General features: G+C 44.8%; 13 protein-coding genes and 2 pseudogenes. 8 read left to right on the plus strand and 7 right to left on the minus strand.

All coding sequences use genetic code 11. The features are described 5' to 3' along the window. The first annotated feature begins 57 nt into the window (after nucleotides 1-57). Nucleotides 58-2,157 (plus strand): annotated as a pseudogene (locus tag C7Y69_RS19215) (alpha-xylosidase). A gap of 19 nt (nucleotides 2,158-2,176) precedes the next feature. Next, nucleotides 2,177-3,898 (plus strand): solute:sodium symporter family transporter, encoded by a 1,722-nt coding sequence (locus C7Y69_RS19220; RefSeq protein WP_126873858.1) that lies wholly within the window; start codon nucleotides 2,177-2,179, stop codon nucleotides 3,896-3,898. 28 nt (nucleotides 3,899-3,926) lie between these two features. On the opposite strand, the gene C7Y69_RS19225 is transcribed toward C7Y69_RS19220, so the two are convergent. Further along, a complete protein-coding gene (locus C7Y69_RS19225; RefSeq protein ID WP_126873859.1) occupies nucleotides 3,927-4,877 on the minus strand; it encodes a cation diffusion facilitator family transporter in 951 nt (316 codons plus the stop codon). Between the two features lie 498 nt (nucleotides 4,878-5,375). Here C7Y69_RS19225 and C7Y69_RS19230 point away from each other — a divergent pair, with 498 nt between their 5' ends. From C7Y69_RS19230 to C7Y69_RS19250, 5 genes are all read left to right on the plus strand, one after another. Further along, nucleotides 5,376-5,885, plus strand: a complete 510-nt coding sequence (locus C7Y69_RS19230) for a hypothetical protein (protein ID WP_126873860.1) — start codon at nucleotides 5,376-5,378, stop codon at nucleotides 5,883-5,885. Nucleotides 5,886-5,947: 62 nt separating this feature from the next. Continuing rightward, the gene (locus tag C7Y69_RS19235; RefSeq protein WP_013786428.1) at nucleotides 5,948-6,724 is read left to right on the plus strand and encodes a molecular chaperone; all 777 of its coding nucleotides are present in this window, start codon (nucleotides 5,948-5,950) and stop codon (nucleotides 6,722-6,724) included. A gap of 110 nt (nucleotides 6,725-6,834) precedes the next feature. Then, nucleotides 6,835-9,975 carry a carboxypeptidase-like regulatory domain-containing protein gene (locus tag C7Y69_RS19240; protein WP_126873861.1) on the plus strand — a complete coding sequence of 1,047 codons (3,141 nt, stop codon included), beginning with the start codon at nucleotides 6,835-6,837 and terminating at the stop codon, nucleotides 9,973-9,975. Between the two features lie 405 nt (nucleotides 9,976-10,380). Then, on the plus strand, nucleotides 10,381-13,053 hold the full coding sequence (locus tag C7Y69_RS19245; protein ID WP_126873862.1) for a glycoside hydrolase family 16 protein: 2,673 nt from the start codon (nucleotides 10,381-10,383) through the stop codon (nucleotides 13,051-13,053). A 66-nt stretch (nucleotides 13,054-13,119) separates the two neighbouring features. Next, nucleotides 13,120-16,101, plus strand: coding sequence for a TonB-dependent receptor (locus C7Y69_RS19250; RefSeq protein ID WP_126873863.1), 2,982 nt, complete (start codon nucleotides 13,120-13,122; stop codon nucleotides 16,099-16,101). Nucleotides 16,102-16,281: 180 nt separating this feature from the next. On the opposite strand, the gene C7Y69_RS19255 is transcribed toward C7Y69_RS19250, so the two are convergent. Further along, complete coding sequence (locus C7Y69_RS19255) at nucleotides 16,282-17,601, minus strand: alpha/beta hydrolase family protein (RefSeq protein ID WP_126873864.1); 1,320 nt, start codon at nucleotides 17,599-17,601, stop codon at nucleotides 16,282-16,284. Nucleotides 17,602-18,138: 537 nt separating this feature from the next. Here C7Y69_RS19255 and C7Y69_RS19260 point away from each other — a divergent pair. Then, nucleotides 18,139-20,517, plus strand: coding sequence for a TonB-dependent receptor (locus C7Y69_RS19260; protein WP_126873865.1), 2,379 nt, complete (start codon nucleotides 18,139-18,141; stop codon nucleotides 20,515-20,517). A 108-nt stretch (nucleotides 20,518-20,625) separates the two neighbouring features. On the opposite strand, the gene C7Y69_RS19265 is transcribed toward C7Y69_RS19260, so the two are convergent. The 5 genes and pseudogenes from C7Y69_RS19265 to C7Y69_RS19285 form a co-directional block, all read right to left on the minus strand. Further along, the gene (locus C7Y69_RS19265; RefSeq protein ID WP_260563866.1) at nucleotides 20,626-22,479 is read right to left on the minus strand and encodes an ATP-binding cassette domain-containing protein; all 1,854 of its coding nucleotides are present in this window, start codon (nucleotides 22,477-22,479) and stop codon (nucleotides 20,626-20,628) included. Next, the gene (locus C7Y69_RS19270) at nucleotides 22,476-24,116 is read right to left on the minus strand and encodes an ABC transporter ATP-binding protein/permease (RefSeq protein ID WP_126873866.1); all 1,641 of its coding nucleotides are present in this window, start codon (nucleotides 24,114-24,116) and stop codon (nucleotides 22,476-22,478) included. The genes C7Y69_RS19265 and C7Y69_RS19270 overlap by 4 nt, the downstream gene beginning before the upstream one ends. 128 nt (nucleotides 24,117-24,244) lie before the next feature. Continuing rightward, on the minus strand, nucleotides 24,245-24,358 hold the full coding sequence (gene cydX, locus C7Y69_RS19275; protein WP_013786436.1) for a cytochrome bd-I oxidase subunit CydX: 114 nt from the start codon (nucleotides 24,356-24,358) through the stop codon (nucleotides 24,245-24,247). Between the two features lie 10 nt (nucleotides 24,359-24,368). Further along, on the minus strand, nucleotides 24,369-25,505 hold the full coding sequence (gene cydB, locus C7Y69_RS19280; protein WP_013786437.1) for a cytochrome d ubiquinol oxidase subunit II: 1,137 nt from the start codon (nucleotides 25,503-25,505) through the stop codon (nucleotides 24,369-24,371). Then, nucleotides 25,502-26,776, minus strand: a pseudogene (locus C7Y69_RS19285) (cytochrome ubiquinol oxidase subunit I); the annotation flags it as partial. The gene cydB and the pseudogene C7Y69_RS19285, both read right to left, overlap by 4 nt. Between the last annotated feature and the right edge of the window lie 21 nt (nucleotides 26,777-26,797).

Consider the following 26,797-nt stretch of genomic DNA (forward strand, 5'->3'; position numbering starts at 1 on the left):
AGCCAAGTTACATTTCATTAACTTATGTCTTATATAAGACACGAAGAGTGAAGTGATATGAGTAATGCATTTTCGGTAACCGAGCCAGACTGGAACAGCATAAAGGCGGCAGACATTACCGCGAGCCCTTATCTGAAAGACGATCATCACCTAGCGGTGCCTACCCAATATGGCAGTTTACTATTTTCTATCAGCCAATTCGGCCTACGTATTCAGTAAGGTGGAGAAAATGCCACGTTAGATGATGGCTTTGACTATGGCATGCTTATTACTACGCCAGATACTCAGCAACTGGTTTTCACAGGCGATGAGCAACACTGCACCGTTAATGCAGGAGACTATCGTTTAGCGCTTTTTTCTGCTCCACTTCATTTCAAACTTTATCGAAACGATATTGTAGTACAAGAATCGGCTACCGACGGTCACTTTGTGCGCCAACATCGCCTACCGCCTTTCGCGAAAACCGATGCGGGCTGGATTGTTTGCCTAGAACTTGGCGACGATGAATCCATATACGGCTTAGGTGAAAAGTGGGGCAAGCTAGATAAACGCGGCCAGTTGGTTCGTTCATATAATCATGATGCACTTGGCGTAAACACGGAAAAGTCTTATAAAAATACCCCTTACGCTTGGAGCCCTGAAGGCTGGAACCTTTTTGTTCACACGCCAACGCCGGTTACGCACGGTGTGGGCTATGCGCCTTGGTCGCAGCGGGCATACGTTTGCGTGGTAGAAGACACCTTGCTAGATATGTTCTTGTATCATTGTGATAGCCCGGCGAAAAGTATTCATACTTACAGTAGCTTAACCGGCTTTGCCCCTGTTCCACCAAAGTGGAGCCTAGGCGTTATTCTTTCCAAGGCCTACTATAAAGACTCACAAGAGCTATTAGCTGTTGCCCGCGAAGTGCGTGAAAAGAACATGCCTTGCGACGTCATTACGCTAGATGGCCGAGCGTGGCAAGACACCGATACCCGTTTTGCATTTGAATGGGACCCAACTCGCTATGCCGATCCTAAGCCGGTTCTTGATGAACTAAAAGCAATGGACTTTAAAATTTGCGTATGGGAATACCCCATGATTTCAGTGAAAAATCCACTGTACGCAAAGGCCGCTGAAAAAGGCTGGTTAATTAAAGACAAACGCACGGGCGAAGCTTATCGCTACGAATGGGATTTAAGCCCCTTCGGTGAAGTACTTACGCCACTACCTGATTCAGGTATTTTAGATTTCACCCACCCTGACGCTTACGAATTTTGGAAAGAATCACACAAGCCTCTGTTCGAATTGGGTGTTGATATGATTAAAGCCGACTTTGGTGAGCAGTTAGAAGATGACAACATGCTCTCTTACAGTGGTGACTCAGGTGACCGCCTGCATAACGTATACAGCATGCTGTATAACCGCTGCGTGTACGAAGCGGCTGAGAAATACTGTAAAACCGGGCCATTTCTGTTCAGTCGTTCAGCATGGACCGGCAGCCAACGTTTTCCTGCCCAGTGGGGCGGCGATCCTCAAGCAGACTGGCATGGTCTAGCTGCGAGTATCCGCGGTAGCTTATCTTGGGGCATGTCGGGTGGTCCATTCTTCGCCACCGACATAGGCGGGTTCTATAAAGATACCCGCGACGCTGAACTCTACGTTCGCTGGGCACAGGCATCAGTATTCTCTGCTCACATGCGCCTGCATGGCATTGGCCCTCGCGAACCTTGGTCATACGGTGAAGCAGCGTCTGATGCTGTCTTTAATGCGCTAAAGCTGCGTTACCGCTTACTGCCTTATTTAGAAAAAGCTACGCAACAAGCCAGTGAAACCGGCTTACCAGTGCAGCGTTCTATGGCACTCGCTTTCCCTAACGACCCACTTGCTAGCCAGTTTGAGCAACAATTCATGTGCGGCGAAAGCTTGTTAGTGGTGCCTTGTATTGTGCCTGGCGGTAAAGTGAAGTTCTATTTACCAGAAGGTGATTGGGTTCGTTTTAATGCTGCTAGCACTTCACCTACCGACGAAGACACTTACCAAGGCGGTAAGTACTACGAGCAAATCCTAGGTTTGAATGAGCTGGCGGTATTTGTTCGCAAAGGTGAGCAAGTGGTTTTAGGCCCTGAGGTAGAACATACCGAAATGGATATGTCTGCTACCACTATGTGGCCGTAATAGTCGTCGGAGTATTAGCATGAATGTGACGCTTACCTTACTGACCTGCATGGCCTTTATGGCCGTGGTCGCCATTATTTCGTACATGAAAACGAAAGGCGAAGTGAATACCCAAGACGGCTATTTTTTAGCAGGTCGGGGGTTAACCGGCACCTTCATTGCGGGCTCGATGATCTTAACCAACCTGTCTGCAGAGCAGCTTATTGGGCTTAACGGCTCTGCGTTTGGGTACAATTTAAGTGCTATGGCATGGGAAGTTACCGCCGGTATTTCTACCATTATCATGGCGCTGATATTTTTGCCCCGCTATTTAGCGGGCGCCTTCTCCACCCTACCCGAATTTTTACGTGACCGTTTCGACGATAACGTAAGAAGAATGACCGTGGTGTTATTTATGGTGGGTTACACCTTAATTACTATTCCCTCAGTGCTCTATTCAGGCTCTATTGCCGTTCTTCGGTTGTTCGATGTGCCTGGGTTATTGAATTTAAGTTATGAAGCCAGCCTTATTGTCACCATTATTATGGTGGGCAGTATCGGTGCCTTGTACGCCATATTCGGCGGTTTAAAAGCAGTGGCAGTGTCAGATACCATTAACGGTGTGGGCCTTCTTATTGTTGGGTTATTGGTGCCTATTTTAGGCTTAATTGCATTGGGTGATGGTAGCTTCGCGGCCGGCCTAACCACTATTGCAACAACCGAAACTGAAAAGCTTAATGCCATAGGTGGGGCGGATGACCCCGTGCCCTTCGGGACTATTTTTACCGGTATGATATTGGCCAACCTGTTTTATTGGGGTACCAATCAATACGTGATTCAACGCACACTTGGTGCTAAGAACTTAATTGAAGGTCAAAAGGGCGTGTTGTTTTCGGGATACTTTAAAGTACTCGTGCCCTTTATGATGATGTTACCCGGGGTTATTGCGTATCACTTGTACCAAAATGAAAACCTGCAAACTATCGACTTGGCTTACCCCCACTTAGTGAAAGAAGTGCTACCACAATACTTGTCTGGTTTTTTCTTAGCCGTATTATTAGGGGCGGTTTTTAGCTCATTTAACTCACTATTAAATAGTGCGGCCACGCTGTTTTGTTTAGACGTATACAAACCCTTTAAGAAAGATAAGGTGAGTGATTCTCAGCTTATCCGTGTAGCCAAAATTACCAGTTTAGTTATTGCTGTGGTGTCTTTCATTACTGCGCCGCTGTTAATGCTGGCGCCAGAAGGGTTGTGGCAAATCATCCGTATCTTTACTGGTTTTTATAACATTCCCGTTATTACCATTGTACTAGTTGGTTTATTTACTAAAAATGTGCCTGCCCTTGCTGCCAAAGTCGCCATTATCTTCCACGTAATTGCCTACGCTTTATTGAAATTTGTGTGGCAAGTAGAGATTAACTTTATTCATATTTACGCTATTTTATTTGCTATCGAGCTAGGTATTATGTTGGCCATCGGTCACTTCTACCCTATGGCGAAGCCATGGCGCTTTGTACCTAAAGCAGAGGTGGATATGACACCGTGGCGCTACGCTATTCCTTGCGCAATTATACTGGTTGGCTTAATTGTTACTTTGTACCTGATGTTCTCACCAGTAGGTTTCGTGGGCGGTATTAGCAACGCCTTTATTCCCTCGTTGGTAGGGCTATGGAGCACCTGCTTTGTCGCCATCGGCATAAGCCTTAAGTGGTGGCGTGCCAGATACGAACTAGGGTTAAAACGCTTAGCACACCCATAATACAAACAGGCGGCCTTGGCCGCCTTTGTTATTTAAGATGAACATGTTCATGGTGATGCGGATGAACATGTAAATTGTCACTTTCATCCCGACAGGGCTCCCCAGGCAATTCAAATTCGATAGTGGTATGAGCCAAATTAAACGGCGCTAACCGATGTGACACCTCTTGCTTTAGAGACAGAAGTTTAGTGTTATCAATGCTGCAATTAATTACCACGTGCGCTGTTAGCACATGCTGTTCGCCATCAAGAGACCAAAAGTGAACATGATGTAGCTCTTCAACATGCTCAATGCTTAACAAGACATCAGAAATAGCCTGCTTCTGGGTATCATCAGGCGACCCTTGCAAAAACAATTTCATGGTTTGCACTACGTATCTCAGCACGTTGAATAAGATAAATAGGGTAAATAGAATAGATAGGATTGGGTCGAGAATAGGCCAATCTACAAAATGTAAAACGATAGCTACAATGAGTACTGCTACCCAGCCCATAGTGTCTTCAACAAGGTGCCAGTTGAGCACCTTTTCATTCATTGAATGGCCGCCACTTAACTTATAAGCCGCAAATCCGTTCACGCAAATGCCCATTATTGCCAAGCCCATCATGCCCTCTGTCATCGGCATTTCAGGGTTCGCCAACCGAGGAATAGCTTCTGATAAAACCCACGCTGAGCCTGCAACAAGAATGAGCCCGTTGATCATAGCGCCCAAGAGGCTCAATCGCTTAAAACCATATGAGTATTTGTCGGTAGCCGATTTATTACCCAATTTACTTAAGCACCATGCAAGGCCAATAGACAAGGTATCACCTAAATCGTGCACCGCATCGGCCATAATGGCAACACTGTTAGTTAACCACCCACCGATAAACTCTATGATGGTAAAGCAGAAGTTTAGCCAGAATGCCCAGCCTATACGGGTGCTATCAGTTTCTGCATGGCTATGTCCGTGAGCATGACCGTGAGAATGATGGTGCATTATTTGTTACTCCTTTAATAGCATGTCCACTGCATACTGAAATTATAAACCGCATCCTTGAAAACACGATACTTGTTAAAAAAACATGCAGTTTAAAGTCAGTTCAACAACACAATAATAAATTTCCGTCAGCATTCAAGTCCGCAATAAAATACTAAAAACGTCTCTCTACCCCACACAAATAAAATTTTTTTTAAAAAATATTGAAAATTTAAAAATTTATGCTTGTATACAAAAGTATAACTTTAAAAAGTACCTTAAAAAAAACTTAAATATAATCAACACGTTGAACATCTGCTTTTTTTCATCTCGATAATAGTTATTAAATTCAATAAGTAAGCATAAGGTTTAACGCCTTTTAAAAGGGTAAAGACTGTGGTTATATATTTTCGCTGTCAATTGGGTTCGAATAATAACTTCAAAGCAACTCACTGATTTTAGAACAATTGTAATCTATTTCGTTAGACAGCCCCGACTAAAGGTATGAGAGGAAACAAAATGAAAAAAAGAATAATGACAATAGCGCTACTTTCTACTATCTCTGCGTCAACACTTGCAGCAAGTGAAACATTTCAAGCGAATGTAGACGCGATGTCCGATGCCACTATTGCAGAGACTGCTACGCTTCACTTCGGTGCAATGCAACCGACGGTAGGCTCTGTGTGTACCATGAATGATGCGGGCTTAGTATCGGGCGATTGCGATGTTTCTAATGCTAACATTGCTATTGGTCTAATTACGGTATCAGGCTTAGCTTCGAATGTTCCTGTGAATGTAACAGTGACAGGTGCATCTGGCACCAATGTGACTTTTGAAGCGAACTACGACATCAATTCAGCTGTGGCAACACACGACAATATCGCAGACGGCACATTGACTGCGGTTACTACAGACGCATCAGGTACAGATCTTACTATCGATGTATATGGTGACATGACTGTGGACTCGGCGTTATCGCCAGGCGACTCTTATACAGCTAACTATATAGTTGACGTTACGTTCCAGTAATCGTTCGAGGCGAGCGAGCTGCGTTCGCCTATTCTTTTCTATACTCGAAATCAGAAGTAAATATGATACTGATACGGCTGTTAACACCCATTCGCCTTTCTATTTTTCTTGTTATCTCTGTTGCTCTATTTTTTTCCAGTGTGGCTAATGCAGATGTTTCGCTATCTAAATTTCGCATTTATTTTGATTCAAAATCTCGCTCAGACTCTATCCAAATACGTAACACAAGCTCAACGCCAATGTCTTACCAAGCAGAGTTATCTATTAATGCGATGACTGAGGAGGGATTAGTGTACGCGGTCACAGAAGACCCGCTTACAGCATCAACGTTTATTAGATATTCTCCAAAACGCGGCAATATTCTACCCGGAGAGCGTCAAGCGCTGCGCTTCGCGTTACGAAAGCCTGCTGGACTTGCTGATGGCGAGTACCGCGCTAATCTTCGCTTAGTAACAGAAATAGCGCCTGGTACAAACGGGAATGTAAACCTTGCCAGCAAACTTGCATACAATATTCCGATTATAGTGCGTCATGGACGCATTACCGCTGAAGCTTCAATGGTGAATCCTTCCACCATTATTTATAACGGGAAGCCACACGTACAAGTTTGGCTAAAACGTTCAGGCAATCGTTCGCTATTCGGGAACTTCATAATAGAGGATGCGAATGGGGAAGAGATCGGTGTACTGAATAACGTAGCAGTCTATCGCCCTCTTGAACGTCGAAAAGTACTGATTCCCTTGCAAAACGCCAAAAAAGGGCCCGTTGTTATTCGGTTTACTGAAATTGATAAATTTGGTGGCGATATAGCGCTATCTATTGAACACGTTATAAAATAGCAGCCTGCTAACGTGTCATGAGGATACTATCCTTCATATTCTTGTGTCTTACGGTGTTCGTCTCTTGGGCGGAACCCTGTCCTCCCATTTCTTCAACGGCTCGGGTGGCATTGGACGAAGACCAATTATTAATCAGTGTATTACGCCTTAACGGTCGTCCCCTATGGGATGGCTTTGACGTTTACCCTGTTGGTGAACGATACCTAGTTCCCGCATCTCTGTTCGCTGACGCGCTTTCCCTAGACTGGGAAATATCAATGACTCAAGGAATTATACAATCTCAAGGTAATGACGATTTCTGCAGCTTCAACTATGCATTCAATCAAGCCTTGCCTACTCTTAGTAATACGCCGCCTGATACGTTTCTTTGGGCAGCCGATGATTTTGATATCTATATCGATACACGCATGATTGCGGCTTTATTGCAGATTGAACAAACGTTTAATTATACGTTGCTTCAGCTCAACCTCACTGGCCGTCTTCCCCTAAATTCATCTTCAAACGTAAGCGCTGATAATCCGCAGCTACACTTTAAGCCTAGCGTAGTGCCTGTAAGTAAAGTGGTTGAAGATCAATATCAGTTCTTCACTTCGCCACTGGTTACCTACCGCCTATCAAAACAAGATAGTGCGACCAGCGATAATCGTTTTTCAGCCAATATAAACGCAGGGTTCGATTTCTTATATCATTCAGCAAACCTACGTGTGAGCAGAGTTGATGACACCAGTGTCCATTACCTGCGATTTGGCAAAACCTTAAACGAAAACTACCAAGGTTCTGATAACGCCTTAGACAACTTTGCCTATGAGTTTGGCGATATACAGCTGCAAAGAGATGAACTGGTTACACGCTCTGGACAGTCACTCGGCTTGATTGTACATAATGGGGATACACGGCAGCGGCGCAGTTTTTCAAGCACTAGTATTGAAGAGTTCGTATTACCCGGCTGGCGGATACAACTTTTCAGAAATGGACAATTTATCGATGAGCAATTCAGTAACGAGGAGAATAAGGTACTTTTCGAAGATATAGAAACCTTCTATGGCGCAAACTTATTCGAGTTGAAGCTATATGGGCCTGAAGGTCAGCAAGAGGTTCGAACTAAAACCGTCAATGTGGGTAATAACCAGCTAAGGCAGGGAAAATTCGATTTTTTATTTGGGCTTACCGACAATCAATTTCGCTTACTGGATGGTCAAGTATCTACCACAGGAATAGGAAAAGCCACTGTCGCCCGGCTCGGCTATGGCCTCACGGATAGCGCAACATTATCTGCTAGCGTTCAACGTCTTTGGCTGGAAGATGAAATTGCCTCGTATGTCACAGCCGGTATCAATACCCAACTTTTCGGCTCGGCACTCAAATTTGAGGTGTCAGATAAGGATACGGGTGGTTATGGTATGTTTTTAGGTTGGAACGGCAGGTTCAGCAATAACCTCAACTTGAACTTTTCTACCCGTTACTTTAACAATTTTTATAGCGATGCATACTCACAAGGCGAGGATATTAAGCACATTTCCTCGTTACGTTTGAACGGTAAAACTGAGTGGTTTGGGCGCTTTGGTTGGAACGCCAGTATGACCCACCGAGCCTATGAATTCGATGAACCCCAAAGTGCTTTTAACGTGAATTTAAATGACAACTTTCTGGGGGGGACTTTTGCTTCAGGGGTCAGCGTCTCTAACAATAGTAGCGATGCGGTCACTGGCCGATTGTATTACGCCAAAGACGTTAATGGATGGAACCTTTCTAGTGCTTGGAACTTTATTCCTTCAGATCGCTTTTCAACCGACAATTTCTATGTGTCGATGCGGTGGCCACAATCGCTCACCCAACATCGAGAAACTCGCATACGTTATAGAAGAGATACTGACAATGTCTTGGAAATTAGACACCAACACAACTGGCGCTTTGAGTCGTTAAATATTGGGTTGGCAGCCAGCGTAATGGAGGGCGGAGATTGGTCAGTAAACCTTTCCTTAACCGGCAATACGAATGTTAACCCGTATACGCAAAGTTTGAATTTTGAACGCTCAGCGGGGGCCACCGCTGGACGCATAGATGCATTTGCCTACCTAGACGATAATAGAAATTTACGTAAAGACCCTAACGAAATGCCTATAGAAGGCGTTACGTTTACGGGAAGCTCACTATGGCGTGATAAAAGTACCGATGCAAATGGAATGGTTAGGCTCAATACTGGGGCCAGAGTACAAAACCTCACCTTAAAACCAGATTCGCTTCCTGACCCATATATGTTGCCAGCCTCTGGCAAAGTACAAATACTGACCCACGCCGGCGGGGTTAATAAAACTCAATTCCCAGTACATACCTTTAATGATGTTGAGGGCACTATTTACGTAATCGGTGATTCGTCTAGCCGTGGAGCGGGTTATGTTGACATAGCACTTATCGATAATACTGAACAAATCGTCGTTAAAACGCGAACAGAGAGCGATGGCTATTTCTATGTTAACGCTATTCCCCCTGGTGAGTATCGCATTGAAATAGATAAGGATTACCTCATTCAGAAAGGCTTAACGATTCAAACCAGTACGCTTTCATTTACCGCCCTAGCACAAGGCGATTCTGTTTTTATAGATGATATTTTGCTTGCGCGAGAAGCATCTTCATCTAACGAAAACCTTGCATACCATTCTGCAACCGTTGAGCCTGTTTCAAACCCAGATACCCTCCACAAATATGAAATTCAAATTGGTATATTCAGGCATTCTCGCTCTATTTTTGAAGTGATGAAGCATTTACCCATAGCACCTGAGTCTATTCAATTTCATCGCAATCATAGTGCAGCATTAACCTATGTAACGGTAGGCAGGTTTGACCTATTTAGCGAAGCCAAAATGATATTACAAAAACTCAATCAACACCCAGCCTTTAGTCACGCATTCATAAGCCCATCAGCGCGATATACCGGTGAGCATTGGCGATTAGAGTCTGTATTAGAGGATATACAAGAACTTATTCAGAGCTCACTTCGTCAAATAGAATCCAGTTCCGCCGAACGCCTATGTCAGCTTGCCGCCTATCAAGCCCTTAGCTCAATTAATCCCATGATTTTTATCGAGCACCCTGAACTGATGCTATTGCCTAATAACCATGCGTCTCCTTCGTTTTACCGCCTTGTCGCTCCCGCGGGCGCGACATCAGTTTGTGATGATGATTATTACGATGCAAAATACCGTAGCGGCCCGCTTTCCGTCACTCGTGAAAGCTTACTAACAAAACAATAGAGGCTTTAATCGAAGCAGCTAACCTACACGTTTTCTGATGCAATATTTCTAAGCAGTTTTTGCCAAAAACCTTTCGACTAAACAATTAACATTTTATTTTTATTCGCCTGAATACAAGGTTAATTTTTTGTACTAATTGCTGTGATTTTGCTTCACACCAAATAAAACTCATATATAACATAAAGTTAAAATCACTCCTCACGTAAACACACCCACATCAAGTAAACCAAATGTTAAAAATATCAAAGAGTGTTGTTGATCTTTCAATTAACGTGCATTAATCTTATGTAAGCGCTTTCAAACAGAAAAATAACAACTTTAAATGGAAGCGCTTACAAAGCATAACTCGACGTGGTCAACGCGGCGTTTTAGATAACCATTTACTTAGCATTAGGGCTGAAGATAATGACTAAAAATGTAACTCAACTTTCTCGGATTGCTGCCGCGTTAACGGTCACAACTTTGATTGGCTGTGGTGGTGGAGCAACCACTTCTACGGATATAGACGCCGTTGACACTAGCGCCCCTGCAACAGGCTGGGAACTAGTGTGGAGCGACGAATTCGAAAATGCGACCATTGACGATAACAACTGGACACGTGAAGTTAACTGCGATGGTGGTGGCAATAATGAAGCTCAGTGCTATACCGACAGCGAGGAAAACGCATTCGTTAGTGATGGTGCATTGAGCATTGTTGCATTACCCGCTGAAGAGGGTGCACAAAAGCCTTATACATCAGCCCGTTTAATTACTCGTTACAAAGCAGATTTTAAATACGGCCGCATTGAAATGCGCGCCAAAATGCCATCGGGTCAAGGCAGTTGGCCAGCTTTTTGGATGATGCCTACTGACGAAGTGTATGGTGGCTGGCCGCGTTCGGGTGAAATCGATATTTTTGAAGCGGTTAACCTTAAAGCAGCAGATGCAGATGGCAACCCTGAAGCGCATATCTACGGCACATTACATTATGGTCAAGAATGGCCAAACAACGACAGTTCAGGCCAAGCTTATTCATTGCCTGATGGCGCTAACCCAGCAGATGACTTTCATACCTACGCGATAGAGTGGCAAGAAGGTGAAATTCGTTGGTATATGGACGACTACTTGTATGCCACCCAGCGTCGTTCTGAAGTACGTTACAACAGTAATGGCGAAGCCACTGGCTTGTCACATCGTGGTTGGTACACCGAATACTTCGAACAAGGTACGGGTGAGCTAGTTACCCATTGGGATAACGCACCATATGACCAAGAGTTTTACTTAATTCTAAACTTAGCGGTAGGTGGAGAGTGGCCTGAAGCGGTCAACGAAACGGGCATTGATGCAGAAGCATTTGAAAATGGCCAGCGCTTTGATATCGACTATGTTCGGGTTTATGAATGTGCCTCAAACCCAGATACCGGTGCTGGCTGTGAAACGGTTCGTCCAGGCTACGACTCACTTGACGATGCGCTTGTAGAAGGTGCCGCTCCAATTCCATCACCACCTTCAACAGGTATTGCAGAAAACCTGACTATTTTTGACGGTACCACCAACCCTAATTGGCCAGTATGGGATTGCTGCGGTGGTTCAACACCTGCGTTAGTAGAAGATAGCGCTGAAGGTCAGGTATATGAATTCAGCATTGGTGCAGAACCTACTGTCATGGGCTTTATTAGTCGCGAGTTATTTATTACCGAGCCAGCAGGTCAAGCATCACCCTTCGATGCCTCGCCTATGGAAGAAAACGGTAGCGTAAAATTCGACCTGAAGATGATGTCAGCCCCTAACGACACCACTGCTACTTGGTTGTTTAAGATTGAAAGTAGTGAAGGCTCTACCGCCGTCGAGCTACCTTTAATGACTGGCTATGTCGGTCCTGCTGATACCGCTGGCGATACACCTGAGCAAGGCGTATGGGAGTCATATGAGTTTCCATTAAGTGCTTTAGCTGATGCCGGTTTAGACACCAGCGCTATTGATGTCATCATGATATTCCCAGCATGGGGTGCCGGTGAAGGTGCGGTATACCGTGTAAACAATGTTGAAATTTCGCAAGAGTCTGCGTACCCAGAGTTGGTGATATTCGAAGATGAAATGAATCCAGACTGGCCGATGTGGGATTGCTGTGGCGGTTCAACTCCTACAGAAGAAATCGATAATGAAGAACATGGTTTAACAGCCGAGTTTCGTATTGGCGCAGAACCTACTGTTATGGGCTTTATCACCCGTTCAGCGTCAGGCGGTGGCGACACGCCATTTGATGCTTCTGCCTTAGCAGATGGCGGTTTACTGCAATTCGATATGCGCGTTGTTAGCATGCCAAACGACGCAAGTGCCAGCTGGTTATTTAAAGTTGAGTCTAGCGACGGTGCCACTGCGGTTGAGTTACCTATCTCTGACAGCGTTGAAGGACAAGCGCCAACTGCTGGTGAATGGCAAACCTATACCTTTCCTATTGCTGACCTACAAGCTGCTGGCCTAGACCTAAGTGCCATTGATGTGATTATGGTATTTCCAACTTGGGCAGCAGGTGAAGGCGCGGTATATCGCTTAGATAATGTTAAGTTTTACCACCCAGATGGCGACACCCCTGCTGCAACCGAATTAACTATATTCGCTGATACAGCGGCTGACCAATGGTCAATTTGGGATTGCTGCGGCGGCTCTACACCCACAGAAGAAGTGGATGATGCCGACCACGGCACAGTGGCAGAATTCCGTATTGGTGCGACACCTACCGTAATGGGCTTTCTTGCCGACGACGATGTTTATTTTGATGCCTCTTCATTGCTTTCAACAGGCGTAGTGCGCTTCGAAATGAAAGTAAGCTCGGCGCCTAACGATGCATCAGCACCTTGGCTCTTTAAGATTGAATCAGGCGATACCTCAACCGCCGTTGAGCTTGCTATTTCAGAGAGCCTTGAAGGCGCAGATCCAATTACTGGCGAATGGCAGACCTACACCTTTCCACTTCAAACCTTGTATGACGCTGGGCTAGACATCAGCGCTATCGATGTTGTGATGGTGTTCCCAGCGTGGGGCGCCGGTGAAGGTGCGGTATACCGTATAGATAATGCTGAAATTGCAGCGCAATAACAAAGCTTCTGCCGCTTGCACACTCAAGCGGCAGCAATAAATTGATAAAGATTTAGTAGGTCAATTATGAAAAATACAACATTTAAAAAGACCCAGCTCGCCACATCAATGGCTTTGTTGTTGGGTTCAACTTTGGCATTTTCTACTTCTGCGCAAGAAGTAGAAAGACCAGAAACGCAAACGTCAGAAGCTGCGGCCTCTGACAATAGCGTACCAAGTGAAGTTGAAGTTATTCAGGTTAGCGGTATTCGCGGCAGTATGATTCGTTCAATGGACGTAAAACGCAGCTCAAGCGGCGTTGTAGATGCCATCTCGGCAGAAGAATTAGGTAAGTTTCCAGATACTAACCTTGCGGAATCGTTACAGCGCATTACCGGTGTGACTATCAGCCGTTCTAACGGTGAAGGTAGCCAAATTACCGTTCGTGGTTTTGGCCCAGAATTTAACTTGGTGACACTTAACGGTCGTCAAATGCCAGGTACCGGCTTCACCCGTTCATTTAACTTAGAGAACTTGTCATCTGAAGGGGTGAGTACTCTTGAGCTACACAAGACAGCCCGTGCTGAAAACCCAAGTGGTGGGTTAGGTGCTACGGTAAATATCATTACCATGAAGCCTCTTTCTCGCCCTGGTCAACAAGCCTCGTTTTCGGCGAAGGGCATTTACGACACCTCTAATGTTGAAGGCGATGATGTAACACCAGAAATTGCTGGGGTCTACAGCAACACCTTCGCTGACGATATGTTTGGTTTTGGGGTGTCTTTTTCTCATCAAGAACGTGATTTCCAACAACAGGCTGCCAGTGTTCAAGGTTGGGTGTTGCAAGAAAACGCAGATTTACCAGATTTAGATGCTGCTAACGTTATCGATAATCGTACCAATATCACTGATGCTGCCTTCTTTCCAAAAGATATGAACTACAGCATTAATGATATACAGCGCGAACGCTCAAATGGTCAAGTTACCTTTCAATTCCGCCCTGTAGATAATTTCACTGCTACTGTTGATTACACCGCTACTCGCGCCACAACTGGCACAAATACGGTTGGCTGGGGTATATGGAATAACTTTGGCTCTAACATCAATGCTTACGAGTTAGATGCCAATGGTACCGCCGTTTATGCTGATATTAGCGGCGACGATGCTTCATTTACTGCAAGCAGAAATACAACACGGGTTGATGCACGCTCTTTAGGTGTAAATTTAGATTGGGAATTGAATGACGACTGGTTTTTCACTCTTGATTACCATGATTCGTACAATGAAACCGACAATGGCTACGATGAAGGGTTAGGTAGTGCAGGCCAAGTTATTTTGGGTTCTGATCAACTTATCTCTAAGGTATATGACTACCGTGAAGGTGAAATTCCACAAGTTTTTGTTAACTGGAATAACGGCACGAACGAAATTAACCCAGGTGAAATTGATTCTAACTTCAGCCAGTTCATCTATTCTCCAGGCCGCTCTGACATCGAGCAGCTTCAGTTAGACGGAACCTGGTTCAACTCAGCCTTTGATATTCCATTGGTAAAAATTGATTTTGGTTATGCACGAACTGAGCAAACCTTAACAGGATTTACCGCATGGAGTGGCTTGCGTGGCGGGCCGGGCTTCAGCCCTTCTTACACTGAAATATTCCCAGACGATATGTTCGTCAGAAACGACACCAGCGGCTTCCTAGACGCATTCTCTGGTGGCGGCGCTAGCATGAATCCTGGGTACTATTACACGTTTGACTTTGATGAAGCCGTTGCTCGTCAGCTAGCTTACCTTACCGCTGACGTGGTAGGTGAAAGTAACGCTTACTCGATTGACCCTTATTTCAGTGGCGATCCGTCAGTGAGTAATGTTGAAGAGACCACCGACTCTATTTATGTACAATCAGAGTGGGAATTCGAAGTTAGCGATTACTATGTTCAAGTAAACGCTGGCCTGCGCTATGAAGAAACGGAAGTACCTAGTGCCGCAGAAGTTCGCGTGCCAACTCAAGTTAACTGGGTAGCAGCGTCAGAATGGATAACCCAATTTGAGGCTGACTTACAGCTTCAAGACTTTACGGGTGAGTACGATGTATTGCTACCGATGTTGGATATTAAAGTAGACGTCACCGACGACGTAGTAGCCCGTTTCTCATGGGGTAAATCGATTACTCGTGCGCCTATCGGTCTACTACAAGGTGGCCGTTCATTCAGCGGAAGCCCTAAAATTGGTTCTCGTACGGCAACAGAAGGCAATACAAGCTTGTTACCTTACGAATCAACTAACTTAGACCTTTCTTTTGAATGGTACTACGACGAAGCCAGTTACGCGTCTGTCGGTTTATTTAGAAAGTCAGTTAAAAACTATATTTCGTATTCAGCATCTGAAGAAACCTTCGAAGGCTTGAACGATATTTATCAAGGTCCTCGTTGGAACGAAGCAGTATCAGCGTTAGAAGCAGCAGGCGTGCAAGCAACTGACAGTGCTATCTATGGATACTTTGTAGATAACGGCTATGCAGATGCCGATGGCGTAGTAACTCCTAACGCAGATGACCCCTTAATTACATGGCGTGTAACCAAACCTCGTAACCTAAGCGATACACGAACGGTAGAGGGTATTGAACTCGCGGTTCAACATACATTTGGTGATACTGGCTTTGGTGTAGGTGCAAACGCAACCTTAGTAGATGGCGATGTGAAGTATGACCCTTACGACTTAAGCTCTGAGCAAAATCCGCTTGTGGGTATTAGTGATTCAGCTAACTTCCAAGTGTTTTATGAAAAAGAAGGCTTATCTGTGAAGGTGACGTATGCATGGCGTTCTGACTACATAGTTGGTATTGGTCAAGACCAAGGCTCTGCAGATAACCCAGCAACCCAGTTCGATACTTATGGACAGGTTGATGCCAGCGTAAACTACGATGTGAACGAAAACCTAACCGTGTTCCTTGAAGGCGTAAACATTAACGATGAAACTGAACAAGGTTACGGACGTTTTGAAGAGCAGTTCTTATTTGCTCGTCAATATGGTCCTCGCTACACTTTCGGTGCGCGCTACACCTTCTAATCCTTTACGCCTGAAGGCCGTATTTAGAGGTAATAGGTTAGAAGTTATAGTTTAGAAGTCATAGTTAAAAGCACTAACTAAAAAAATAAAAGCGGCGTAGAAATAAACCTCTACGCCGCTTTTTTTATTGTTAATTTTTCACGTGGCTACGCAAGAGCCGCCGTATAAACTTCGAGGGTACTATTGCCCCGCTGGCAGTTGCTCTAATCTCAAGCCTTTTGCAGTGCGATGAGGGAAGCCTTCCCAATAAGTATGTTCTGCCTTCGGTTTTCCATCTTCATCCATGGCCCACACGCCGTCATTTGATACTGGTACTAGGTCTAAATAAGCTTGCATTCCACTATCGTTTTTAAGGTATTTACCTAACCATGCGGTAACAAAGTGCTGTGCAATATTGTTCATGCGTGCGTTATTCCATACCGCGTCGATATAGTGTGAACTCACATCAAAACCTAGTGCTTCATCAAATACAAAAGACTCTTCAGGCGCTGGCATAACTGCACCTGCATTGTGGTTTGCGTTGTCGTAGGTTAGCAAGGTGCGATCTACGTTTTTTGCACCTTCCCAAATGGCTCGCACGCCTTTTTTATACCCTGACACATCATCTTGTGAACCTGCCACCAGCATCATAGGAATAGCCACACTGTCTAAATTAAACATACGGTAATTCATACCCCAAGGCGCAAAACCAATAATCGTTTTGACACGAGAGTCGACCTTGTCTCTAATACCAGTTTGATGGCGAGCCAAGGTACCAAAGGGCGCACTCAGCTTGCTATTTACCGCTTGTTCGGTAATGCCAGCACCCGCGTTAATTACCGCACCATATCCCCCCATAGAATAGCCAATAATACCTGTGTTACTGGCATCGGCTAATTGGTATAAGAATGAACCTTCCTCTTTTGCCATGGTTTCAATTTGCGATAGCACGAATAACTGATCGACAGAGCGATTCACTAACGTAGATGCAAAGGCCGCTTGTGTACGATAGGTAGAGTCGGTGTGGTCAATCGATACCACTACATAGCCTTTAGAAGCGATATTTTCCGCTAAATGCGCTAATAAAAAACGGTTACCGGGATATCCATGAGATACCAATACTAATGGAAAGGCTTTTTTCGTTTCTAAAGGCGCAGCATCTCTTACCGCTTTACCATGCAATTCAACCTGCTGTTTGCCATCGCGAATAAATGCGTTTAACACTGTATTGCCAGTACTACCCTGCTCTGCCGGATACCAAACCTCTAGGGTTAGTGGGCGGTCATAAGTAGGAAGTGGGTTTGGCTTAGCCTTAGTAGCATCAAGAGCAAGAATATCAATCTGCTTAGGGTTGACCACCTCAAGCTTGCGAACCCCAATAGCATACTCGCCATAGGCTGAAAGTGCTGGTGCATCAGAGCGTTGAGTATCAATTCTATTCTCTGCATAACTGCCTGTCGCACTACCTATGCATAACACAATACATAGGCCTTTAAACAAAATACTTTTACTAACACCCATACCTAACTTCCTTCCATACATTTTGATATTCCTAGTTAAATCAATAATTATGCTCACATAACTGTGACACTTTAGGGATAGCATTAAAAGCACATTAACCAAATTACGTATTAAATTTGGCCCACCCTACTTTTATGCCTCTACACCCCCTAAATTTACCGGTCTAATGCAAGACAAACCAGCAGCCTTATTGTTATAAACTTGTATAAATAAAACATATAACGACTATTTACGAACTAACAAAATCCACCACTAACAAACTTAACCCCATAAATAACATACACTTAACCAAAACAAATCAAATTCAAACTGACTTTGCATCCACCAAACACTTAATTAACAAAAAGATTCCAATTGATTTACTTTTTGGTTAAATTTTGACTATCTTCTGTCTTATATAAGACAAATGAGCAAGACAAAAAGATAAACAGGCATTACGCGTTAACTACAACGTAAGCGAAATTGAAGAGAAGACCGTCGGACACACGGCAAATATAACTGGACTAAACCCATAAAAAAGAATTCGTGGAGAACACCATGTTACTAAGACCTAGCACACTACATTCAAGTATTACTCGGGCATTAGCCATTGGTACTTGTATGACCATTGGCTTTGCTGCCAGCGCACAAGAAGCAGAACCTGCTGAGCCTAAAGGGCTCGAAAAAATAACCGTTACCTCACAAAAGCGTGTAGAAAGCTTAAATGAAGTGCCGGTTGCGGTTTCTGTTTTACGCGAAGACCAAATTAACGCTGCATTTTCTAACAACATTGAAGGTCTACAAGCATTAGTACCATCGGTCAGTTTCCGAAAAGGTAACACCACTCGGAACTCCGCCATTACCGTTCGTGGTATTGGGACTATTTCATTTAGTGTGGCTGCTGAGCCGAGTGTCTCTACAGTAGTAGACGGCGTTGTGTTAGGCCGTGCCGGTCAAGCGTTTGTTGACTTATATGACCTTGAGCGCATTGAAGTATTACGTGGCCCGCAGGGTACCTTGTTTGGTAAAAATGCGTCTGCCGGTGTGGTTAACATTACTACTAAACGCCCTTCTGATGAATTTGAAGGCACTGCGGAAGTATCCTTGTTTCAAGACAATGAATACCGTTTAAAAACCAGTCTATCTGGTGCGTTAAACGATAATGTAAACGGTAGCCTAACCGTACTTAAATCACAGTTCGACGGCTATATTAAAAACGTTTATAACAATGAAATGACCAACGGCTACGATAAAGAAGGCGTTCGTGCCATGCTTGATATGGAAGCGGGTAACGACACTGATGTGCTTTTCATCTTTGAAAACGTGAAATCTGATGATAGCTGTTGTGCCGATTTAGAACTTTCACCAAGTGGTCGTCACCCTGATTCTGAAGCACTACCTAACAGTACTGGTACTGGTGACTTAGATTTAGAACAGCGCCTTATTGATCATGACTTTGAAACTCGCACATTAGATGAAACCACAGGTTTCTCAATGCAAGTTGACACCATGTTTGGTGACCATCAGTTCACTTCAATCACGGCTTACCGCGATTGGGACAATACAGAATTCCGTGAAGGTGACTTCACCTCAACTGCGGGCACCCGTCCTTTCCCTGTGTTTGGCGAACCGTTTCAGTTACATGATATTGGCGCACAAAACTGGAAGCAAACGTCACAAGAATTCCGCATAGCATCGCCTGTGGGTGAGGCATTCGATTATCAAGTGGGTGCGTTCTGGTGGACACAAAAATCTGAACGTAACTTTACCCGTGATGCAAGTTGTCAAAATAACGATTTACAATTCCCTAAGGCTATCAGCGCTTACTTAACTGACACCTTAGGTATAGCTGATCCAACTGACGATCAAGTTAACCAGTTTATTGCTGATGAAGGTCTTAGCTGTAATTCAAACGATATTGTTAGCGCAACCGCTTACATGGAAACGCAGTTTGATAACTGGGCATTATTTGCTGATGGTAAATACCATATTAATGACGACTTGCGTCTGCTATTCGGTATTCGTTATACCGATGATGAAGTTAGCTACTCACATAACCGAAGCAGTAATGACCAATACAGCCGTACTGGTGTAGGTGTACGTAGCTTCGATACTGACTACAGCGGCAAGACTGACGAAACTAATGTATCAGGCAAGTTGGGTGTGCAGTATGACTTAACTGATAACAGCATGACTTATTTCACCTTCTCACAAGGCTACAAAGGCCCTGCGTTTAACGTGTTCTACAACATGTCAGACACAGATACCTTGCCTATTGGTGAAGAAACATCGGATGCTTACGAGCTAGGTTATAAGTACGCTAGCCGCAGCGTAATCTTTAACGCTGCTATTTTCAGAACGGATATCGATGGTTTTCAAGCAAATAACTCAGAGTTACTTGATTCAGTTACTATCACTCGCTTAACCAATGCAGGGTCGGTCACCACACAGGGTTTCGAGTTTGATTTCATGTGGCAAGCAACAGATAACCTCTCGTTAACTGGTGGTTTATCGAAAGTAGATGCTGAAGTAGATGAGTTCTTATGCCCAGTTAGTGACCCAACCTGTACTGGTAGTTCAGGCGCTGACTTGCCTTTCTCTCCAGACCTAAAATACTCTGTAACCGGTGAGTACATTTGGGAAATGGACAACATGGATATCATTTTAAACGGCTCGTACGTTTACACTGATGAAATGTTCGTGGGTGCACCTGGTGCATTTGCCGCCGAAAACGACCCGGCAGTATTACCTGACTACGCTATTGTGAATGCAAGCTTTGCGTTTTCGTTCCAAGATGATGACTACCGCATCAGCCTTATCGGTAAGAACTTAACTGACGAAAGCTATGTAACCACCTACAGCGGCGATAACTTCCGTTATCAAATCCCTCGTGATGCAGACCGTTACTTCGGTGTGCAGCTACGCGCTAAGTTCTAAAAACAAGTTATACATGTGTGTTTAAGGCGCCTATATGGCGCCTTTTTTGTTCGCTTTTCACCCTTTGGGCCCAGTTATTAAGAGTGTGCATACCTTTCAACTGGGGTCTTATTTCCTTCGCGGCTTAAAACCAAAAGCCGTGTTGCGCTCGTGGTGTTGCAGCTCTGCCAAAGCCTGTTGCTGCTGTTCACTAGGCGTTAGCGTCGTGCAATTCGGCGACGTTACCTGCCATCCACCTTCGCCAACCGTGTTTTGGTGGGCATGATCTATTTGGTTATGACTTAGTTGGTTGTGTCTTGGTTGGCTATAACTTAGCTGGGTGCCATTTAGTTGAGTATGAAGACTGGGGGGAGATTTACTCTGATAACCTTTTTCATCAAGCGAGAAGGTTGTATTAGGTTGAAGGGCCGCAGGAACAACATGGGTAGCAACAATGACTAACCGCGAATGCGCACTCTCATTAATGACCTCTGCGACGCGCTGCTGTGCTTCGTAGTCTAGCCCTTCAAAAGGCTCATCAATTAACAACACATCGGGCATCGCTAGTAAGGCTCTGGCCAATGCTAAACGCTTACCTTCACCGCCAGATAACGCCCTTCCTCCTTTACCAACCCATTCAGCCAAGGTAGTAAGGTGCTGCAAACCAACCCGGGCTAAAACATTGTGCATAGCATCTTCGCTTATTCCAGACGCTGCCGGATCTAAATTGAGTTTAATAGTACCGGCCAAAATGATGGGTTGCTGTTCAACATAAATCCATTTTTCTAGCATGCCTTGCGGGGTGGCAACATTGTCTATAGAGCGTCGACCTTCAAAAGGAAGGAGCCCGCATATTGCTTGTAGTACGCTCGACTTACCGCACCCCGAATAGCCTTTAATCACATTCAGCCCTAATGCCTCAAACTGCATATTGACCGCTGGTAGGTTTCTTTCTTTAGCGATAAAACCCGTTAAAGAAAGTGACATGCTGGGTTTATGGGCATTTAGTAAGGGCAAAGGCTGGGTGTGCATTGCGTGTAGCTCTGCCTTGCTATGTCGCCACTTAGCAAGCTTCACGACACTGCTGAAAGTGGCGCTCGCCCAGTCCGGCGCAGCCAACAGCACCATTGGCGTAATGAGTGCTAGCGGAACAAAATAGGCTGCCGTATTGGCAGTCAAAACAACCAGCGCCACTAAAGTGAACACGCCACCTTGGAACAGCCACATAGCTTTAGACACTAGCGCCTGCTCTTTTAGTTGTGCATCTTGTACGCGCTGAGTAGAGGGTGCATTAAACAAGCCCTTTACCGTTTTTGACTTAAGGTGCCATAAACTACTTGCTTGAAAAAACGTCGCGCTTTGTTGCCGAAATTCAAGCTCTGCCTCAGCCGAACTAGCCACAGCTTTCAGTCCGTAAACCGCAGTAACAACGCTAATTACCAACCACACTATGGCTAGGGCTATGAAAAAACCATAACCTGGCACATTAATGAAATACCCCGTGAGCAACAAGCCTGTCATTAGCAACATAAATGAGGCTAATGGAGAAACCCACGCAATAAAAGCTGAGGCAAGTTGCTCAGTGTGGTTCGCGAGCGCTTCAACTGTCCATGCTTTGCTTTCAAGGCGTTTTGCCGCTAATTGCTCAAACACAGCTAACCGTGCTTTGGCAATTCGGGTTAATAAATCCTTGTGTCCTAGCCACATGGTGGTGTAACCAGAAGCGATACGAAGTAGTGCGAGCCCACGAATCACCACCGCAGGGATCACGTAGTTAAACCCTAAAGGAGCTATTGCGCTAATGGCAATAAACCAAGATGAAATGATAAGAATACTCAAACCCGCTATACCATGAAGCAAGGCTAAGCCCAGCGCGCCATACGCAGCCATTGATGTCTGCCCGGTGAGTGACGAAGACGCTTTTGATGTAGCTATACCTTGCGCAGATACAGCAGGCTTTATAGATTTGGGGGTAGATTTCATTTCACGGTTACTTCGCCATCTGCAATACGCCAATGGGTGTCAAACCAATGCGCAGGCAATAATTTATGCGACGCCCAAATAACGGTTTTGTCTTGTGTGACGCGAGCAATAAGTTGTGAAAGACGGTGGTGCTGCTCATCGGGGATATGCGCAGTGGGCTCATCTAACAACCAAATATCAGGGTTTCTTAACAGTCCGCGAGCTAACGCAAGCCGCTGCGCTTCGCCACCAGAGAGGCTGGGATACTCGGTCATCAAGGTATCTAGGCCATTAGGCAGCGACGAAAGCCAATCCGCTAACTCAACTGAATTTAGCACCTCGCACAACGCACTATCGCTATAGTGGGCATCCAGTAAAAGGTTGTCTCTCACACTGCCAGGTAAAACAACTGGGGTTTGACTCACCCATACATAGCTTCCGTCAAAGCTTTGGGAAGCTTTACGCTGACCCGCTAGGGCCTCAAGCAATACCGTTTTACCGCTACCAGAAACGCCGTTTAGGCGAATATGCTCTCCTAAAGCAACCTTCAGGTGTTCGGCTTTAAGCAAGTTAGACACTCGAAAATCTTGCGCATCAAACCCCACAAACGGTTTGTTCTTCATTTCGCCTTTAGTCACTTCTCTTTCCTGGGCAGGCGCATTGTCGTTCAACGTAGTAAATAAGGGAAATAAACACTCGCTGGCCGCTTCAGCTTCAGCTTTTTGGTGATAAACCTGCCCGAGCTTTTTCATTTCGCTCAAAATCAGTGGCACAGAAAGCAACACCCAAAGCCCTTGCTGTAAGGAAATTTCAGGCCCCAAGTTAAGCTCGCCGAGCAGTGAAAAACCAATAAATACCGCAACTAAGGCTACCGATAAAGTGGCAAAAAAATCCAATACTGACGATGATAAAAATGCGACGCCTACCACCCGCATGGTGCGCTTGTTAAGTTGTTCACTGGCGTTATTAAGTAACCGCATTTGCGTGTTGTGTGCACGATAACTCGCCATTAAAGGCAGTGCATTGAGTCTATCGGTAAATAACCCGCCAAGCCGCTCAAGTGCCACAAAATGCTTGCGATGTAAGCTCGCGGCACCTTTCCCGACAATGACCATAAACAAAGGAACAATCGGCAGGGCTACAGCTAACCCCATACCTATGACAGGGTTTACGTAAAAAATAACCACTAGCGCCATCAATGGGACAAGCACAGCAACATATTGCTGTACGCGGTAATCGAAAGCCCAGTTGGCGATAGCGCGAATATGCTTCACCCAAAGTGTTTGCCAGTAAAAAAGGGAATGTTGACGAATGAGGGCGTGCTGTTGCTCGGCGAAGATAAGTTGTAAGTTTTGCTCCATAGCCTGCATTAACTGGCTTTTGTATGACAACGTTAGCGTGTTCACTAACCCTTGAACTATCCAACAAATAAACAGCGCAACGCATAAACCTTTAATATGAAACAGGCTTGCTCTATGAGTATCGACCACCCATTCGTGCATGGCATGAGCGAAAAAATAGAAAGCGACAATCAGTGAAAAAAGAGACAGACACTTGACTAAAGTAATTATTAAAACCCGTCTGCGCACGCCAAGCTTGTGCGTATTATCGAGTTGATTAAACTTAGCTTGAAATGTCTGCCTGTCTAACTTTATCATTGACTTTATCGCACTGCCTATCTTTTAAAATAGCGGGTTAAAATAACTGATTAAGTAAAGACAACGAGCCTTGAAAACACAAGGTCGTTGCCTTTTACGTTTTATATTACGCTATGAATATTAATCAGTTATTCGGCGTCTTCTGGACGGTCCATGTCTTCGGTAGACTCAAGCCACATGGCATTTAAAATACCGAATGAACATGCTAGCAGTACGCCGAGGATCCAAGTGAAATACCACATATGCTACTCCTTAATAAATAGTGTGAGATTGATCTAAGTCGCTATTTTTGACTCGGCCACGCATTACATAATAGCCATAGGCGGTATAGCACAAGATGATAGGCACAAAGATACAAGCCACAATGAACATGATATTTAGAGTTAAATGACTAGAGGTGGCATCCCATACCGTAAGACTAGCTTCTGGCATAGTGATACTGGGCATTAAGAACGGGAACATTGAGAAGCCCGCAGTTAAAATAACGCCAGTAATCAGTAGTGCACTTGAAACAAATGCCATCCCTGCATTCCCTTTGCGAGAAAACATGGCACATGCAAGCCCTGCTACCACACCTAATACAGGTGCAAGCATCATCCATGGATATCGTGAGTAGTTCGTCATCCATGCACCCGCTTCAATAGCGACTTCTTTTTTCATTGGATTTGAGGTGGCTAAGGTATCTACGGTAGAGGTAATGACAAAACCATCTAACCCAAAGGCTACCCACGCACCGGCAATCAAAAACAAGGCTACTGCCACTAGGCTTAATATAAACGACGTTACACGTGCTCTAGATTCAATGAAACCATCCGTTTTCATTTGTAACCAGGTAGCGCCGTGATTCAGTAAGATAGCCACTGACAATAATCCAGATACAAGCGCAAATGGAGTAAGCAAACCAAAGAAAGAGCCGGTGTACGTTGATTTAAGTGTGTTGTCGAATTCAAACGGCACACCTAATAACAAGTTACCAAAGGCCACGCCAAAAATAAGCGCAGGAATGAAACCACCAGCAAACAATGCCCAATCCCATGCTTTTCGCCACTGAGCATTTGGCAGTTTACTGCGATAATCAAATCCAATTGGACGCATCCAAAGCGCAATTAGCGTTAGCGCTAGGGCTAAGTAAAACCCTGAGAAAGCAGTAGCATAAATCATCGGCCAGGCTGCAAAAATGGCACCACCTGCCGTAATAAACCACACTTGATTTCCATCCCAATGCGGCCCAATGGTATTAATCATTACGCGACGTTCTTTGTCTGTTTTACCAATAATGGTCAGCAGTGAACCTACACCTAAATCGAACCCATCTGTTACTGCGAAACCAATCAATAGCACACCAATAAGGCACCACCAGGCTACGCGAAGAAATTCATAATCAATCATGCGTTTGCTCCTTTTGCATCAAAGTCGATTAGGTCGTCATCTTCATCACTATGATTATCTTCAGGCGGTACTGGCCCTTTTTTGGCGAACTTCTTCATCAAGTAAAAAGCAACAATGAACATTACAGTGTAAAACGCTGAGTAGGCGACTAACGTAGTAACAATGTCAGAAATAGACAAATTAGACGTTGATGCATGCACTGGCAGAATCTCTGCAATGGACCAAGGCTGGCGACCAAACTCAGCCACAAACCAACCGGCTTCACACGCAACCCAAGGCAGCGGCAAGCTATACAATGATGCTTTCAACAACCAGCGAGGCTGCGTAATTTTATGTTGAGTGCTGTAATAGAAGGCAGCCAAGAATACGGCTAGCATAATAAAGCCTGATACCACCATTAATCGGAAACTCCAAAATAAGGGGGCGACTTTAGGAATACTGTAATCTACTGCTTTTTTTAAGGCCGCTTCAGAAGGCTGTGTGACATCATCCGTAAATGGCTCTAATAACATGGCATAGCCCATATTATCTTTATGTGCGTCAAACAGGGCTTGTTCGTCTGCAGAAGCCGTTCCATCTCGAACACTATCGAGCAAACCGTACGCTTTAATACCATCAAGAATACGTAAGCGGTTTTCTGCTTTAATATCTTTTAAGCCTTTCACTTCCTCGGTAAGTGAACGAGTAGCAATAATGCCCATCGCCCAAGGAATTTGAAGTGCGTATTCGGTTTCCTCTTTTTCATCATTAGGAATACCAAATACGGTAAAAGGCGCAGGTGCTGGGTGGGTCTCATATTCCGCTTCAACCGCAGCCAATTTCACTTTTTGCACTTCACCTAATTCGTAACCACTTTCGTCACCAAGCACAATCACTGACAAGGTAGCCGCTAGGCCGAAGCTAGCCGCAATAGCGAAAGAACGACGGGCAAATGCGATATGCTTGTGGTTAAGTAGGTAATAACTAGAAATAGCCAATACAAACATGGCACCTGTTACGTAGCCCGCTGAGACGGTATGCACAAACTTTACTTGCGCGACAGGATTGAAGATAACCTCGGCAAAACTTGTCATTTCCATGCGCATGGCTTCAAAGTTAAATTCTGCGCCTACAGGGTATTGCATCCAACCATTGGCAATGAGTATCCATAGAGCTGAGAAGTTAGAACCAATAGCCACCAACCAAGTGGTCATTAAGTGTCTTCCCTTCGACATTTTATCCCAGCCGAAGAAGAACAATCCAACGAAAGTCGATTCTAGGAAGAACGCCATCTGACGTGGTCAACCAAAATC

The organism is Alteromonas sp. KS69 (genome assembly GCF_003989595.1).
GTDB classification, from domain to species: Bacteria; Pseudomonadota; Gammaproteobacteria; order Enterobacterales; family Alteromonadaceae; genus Alteromonas; species Alteromonas naphthalenivorans.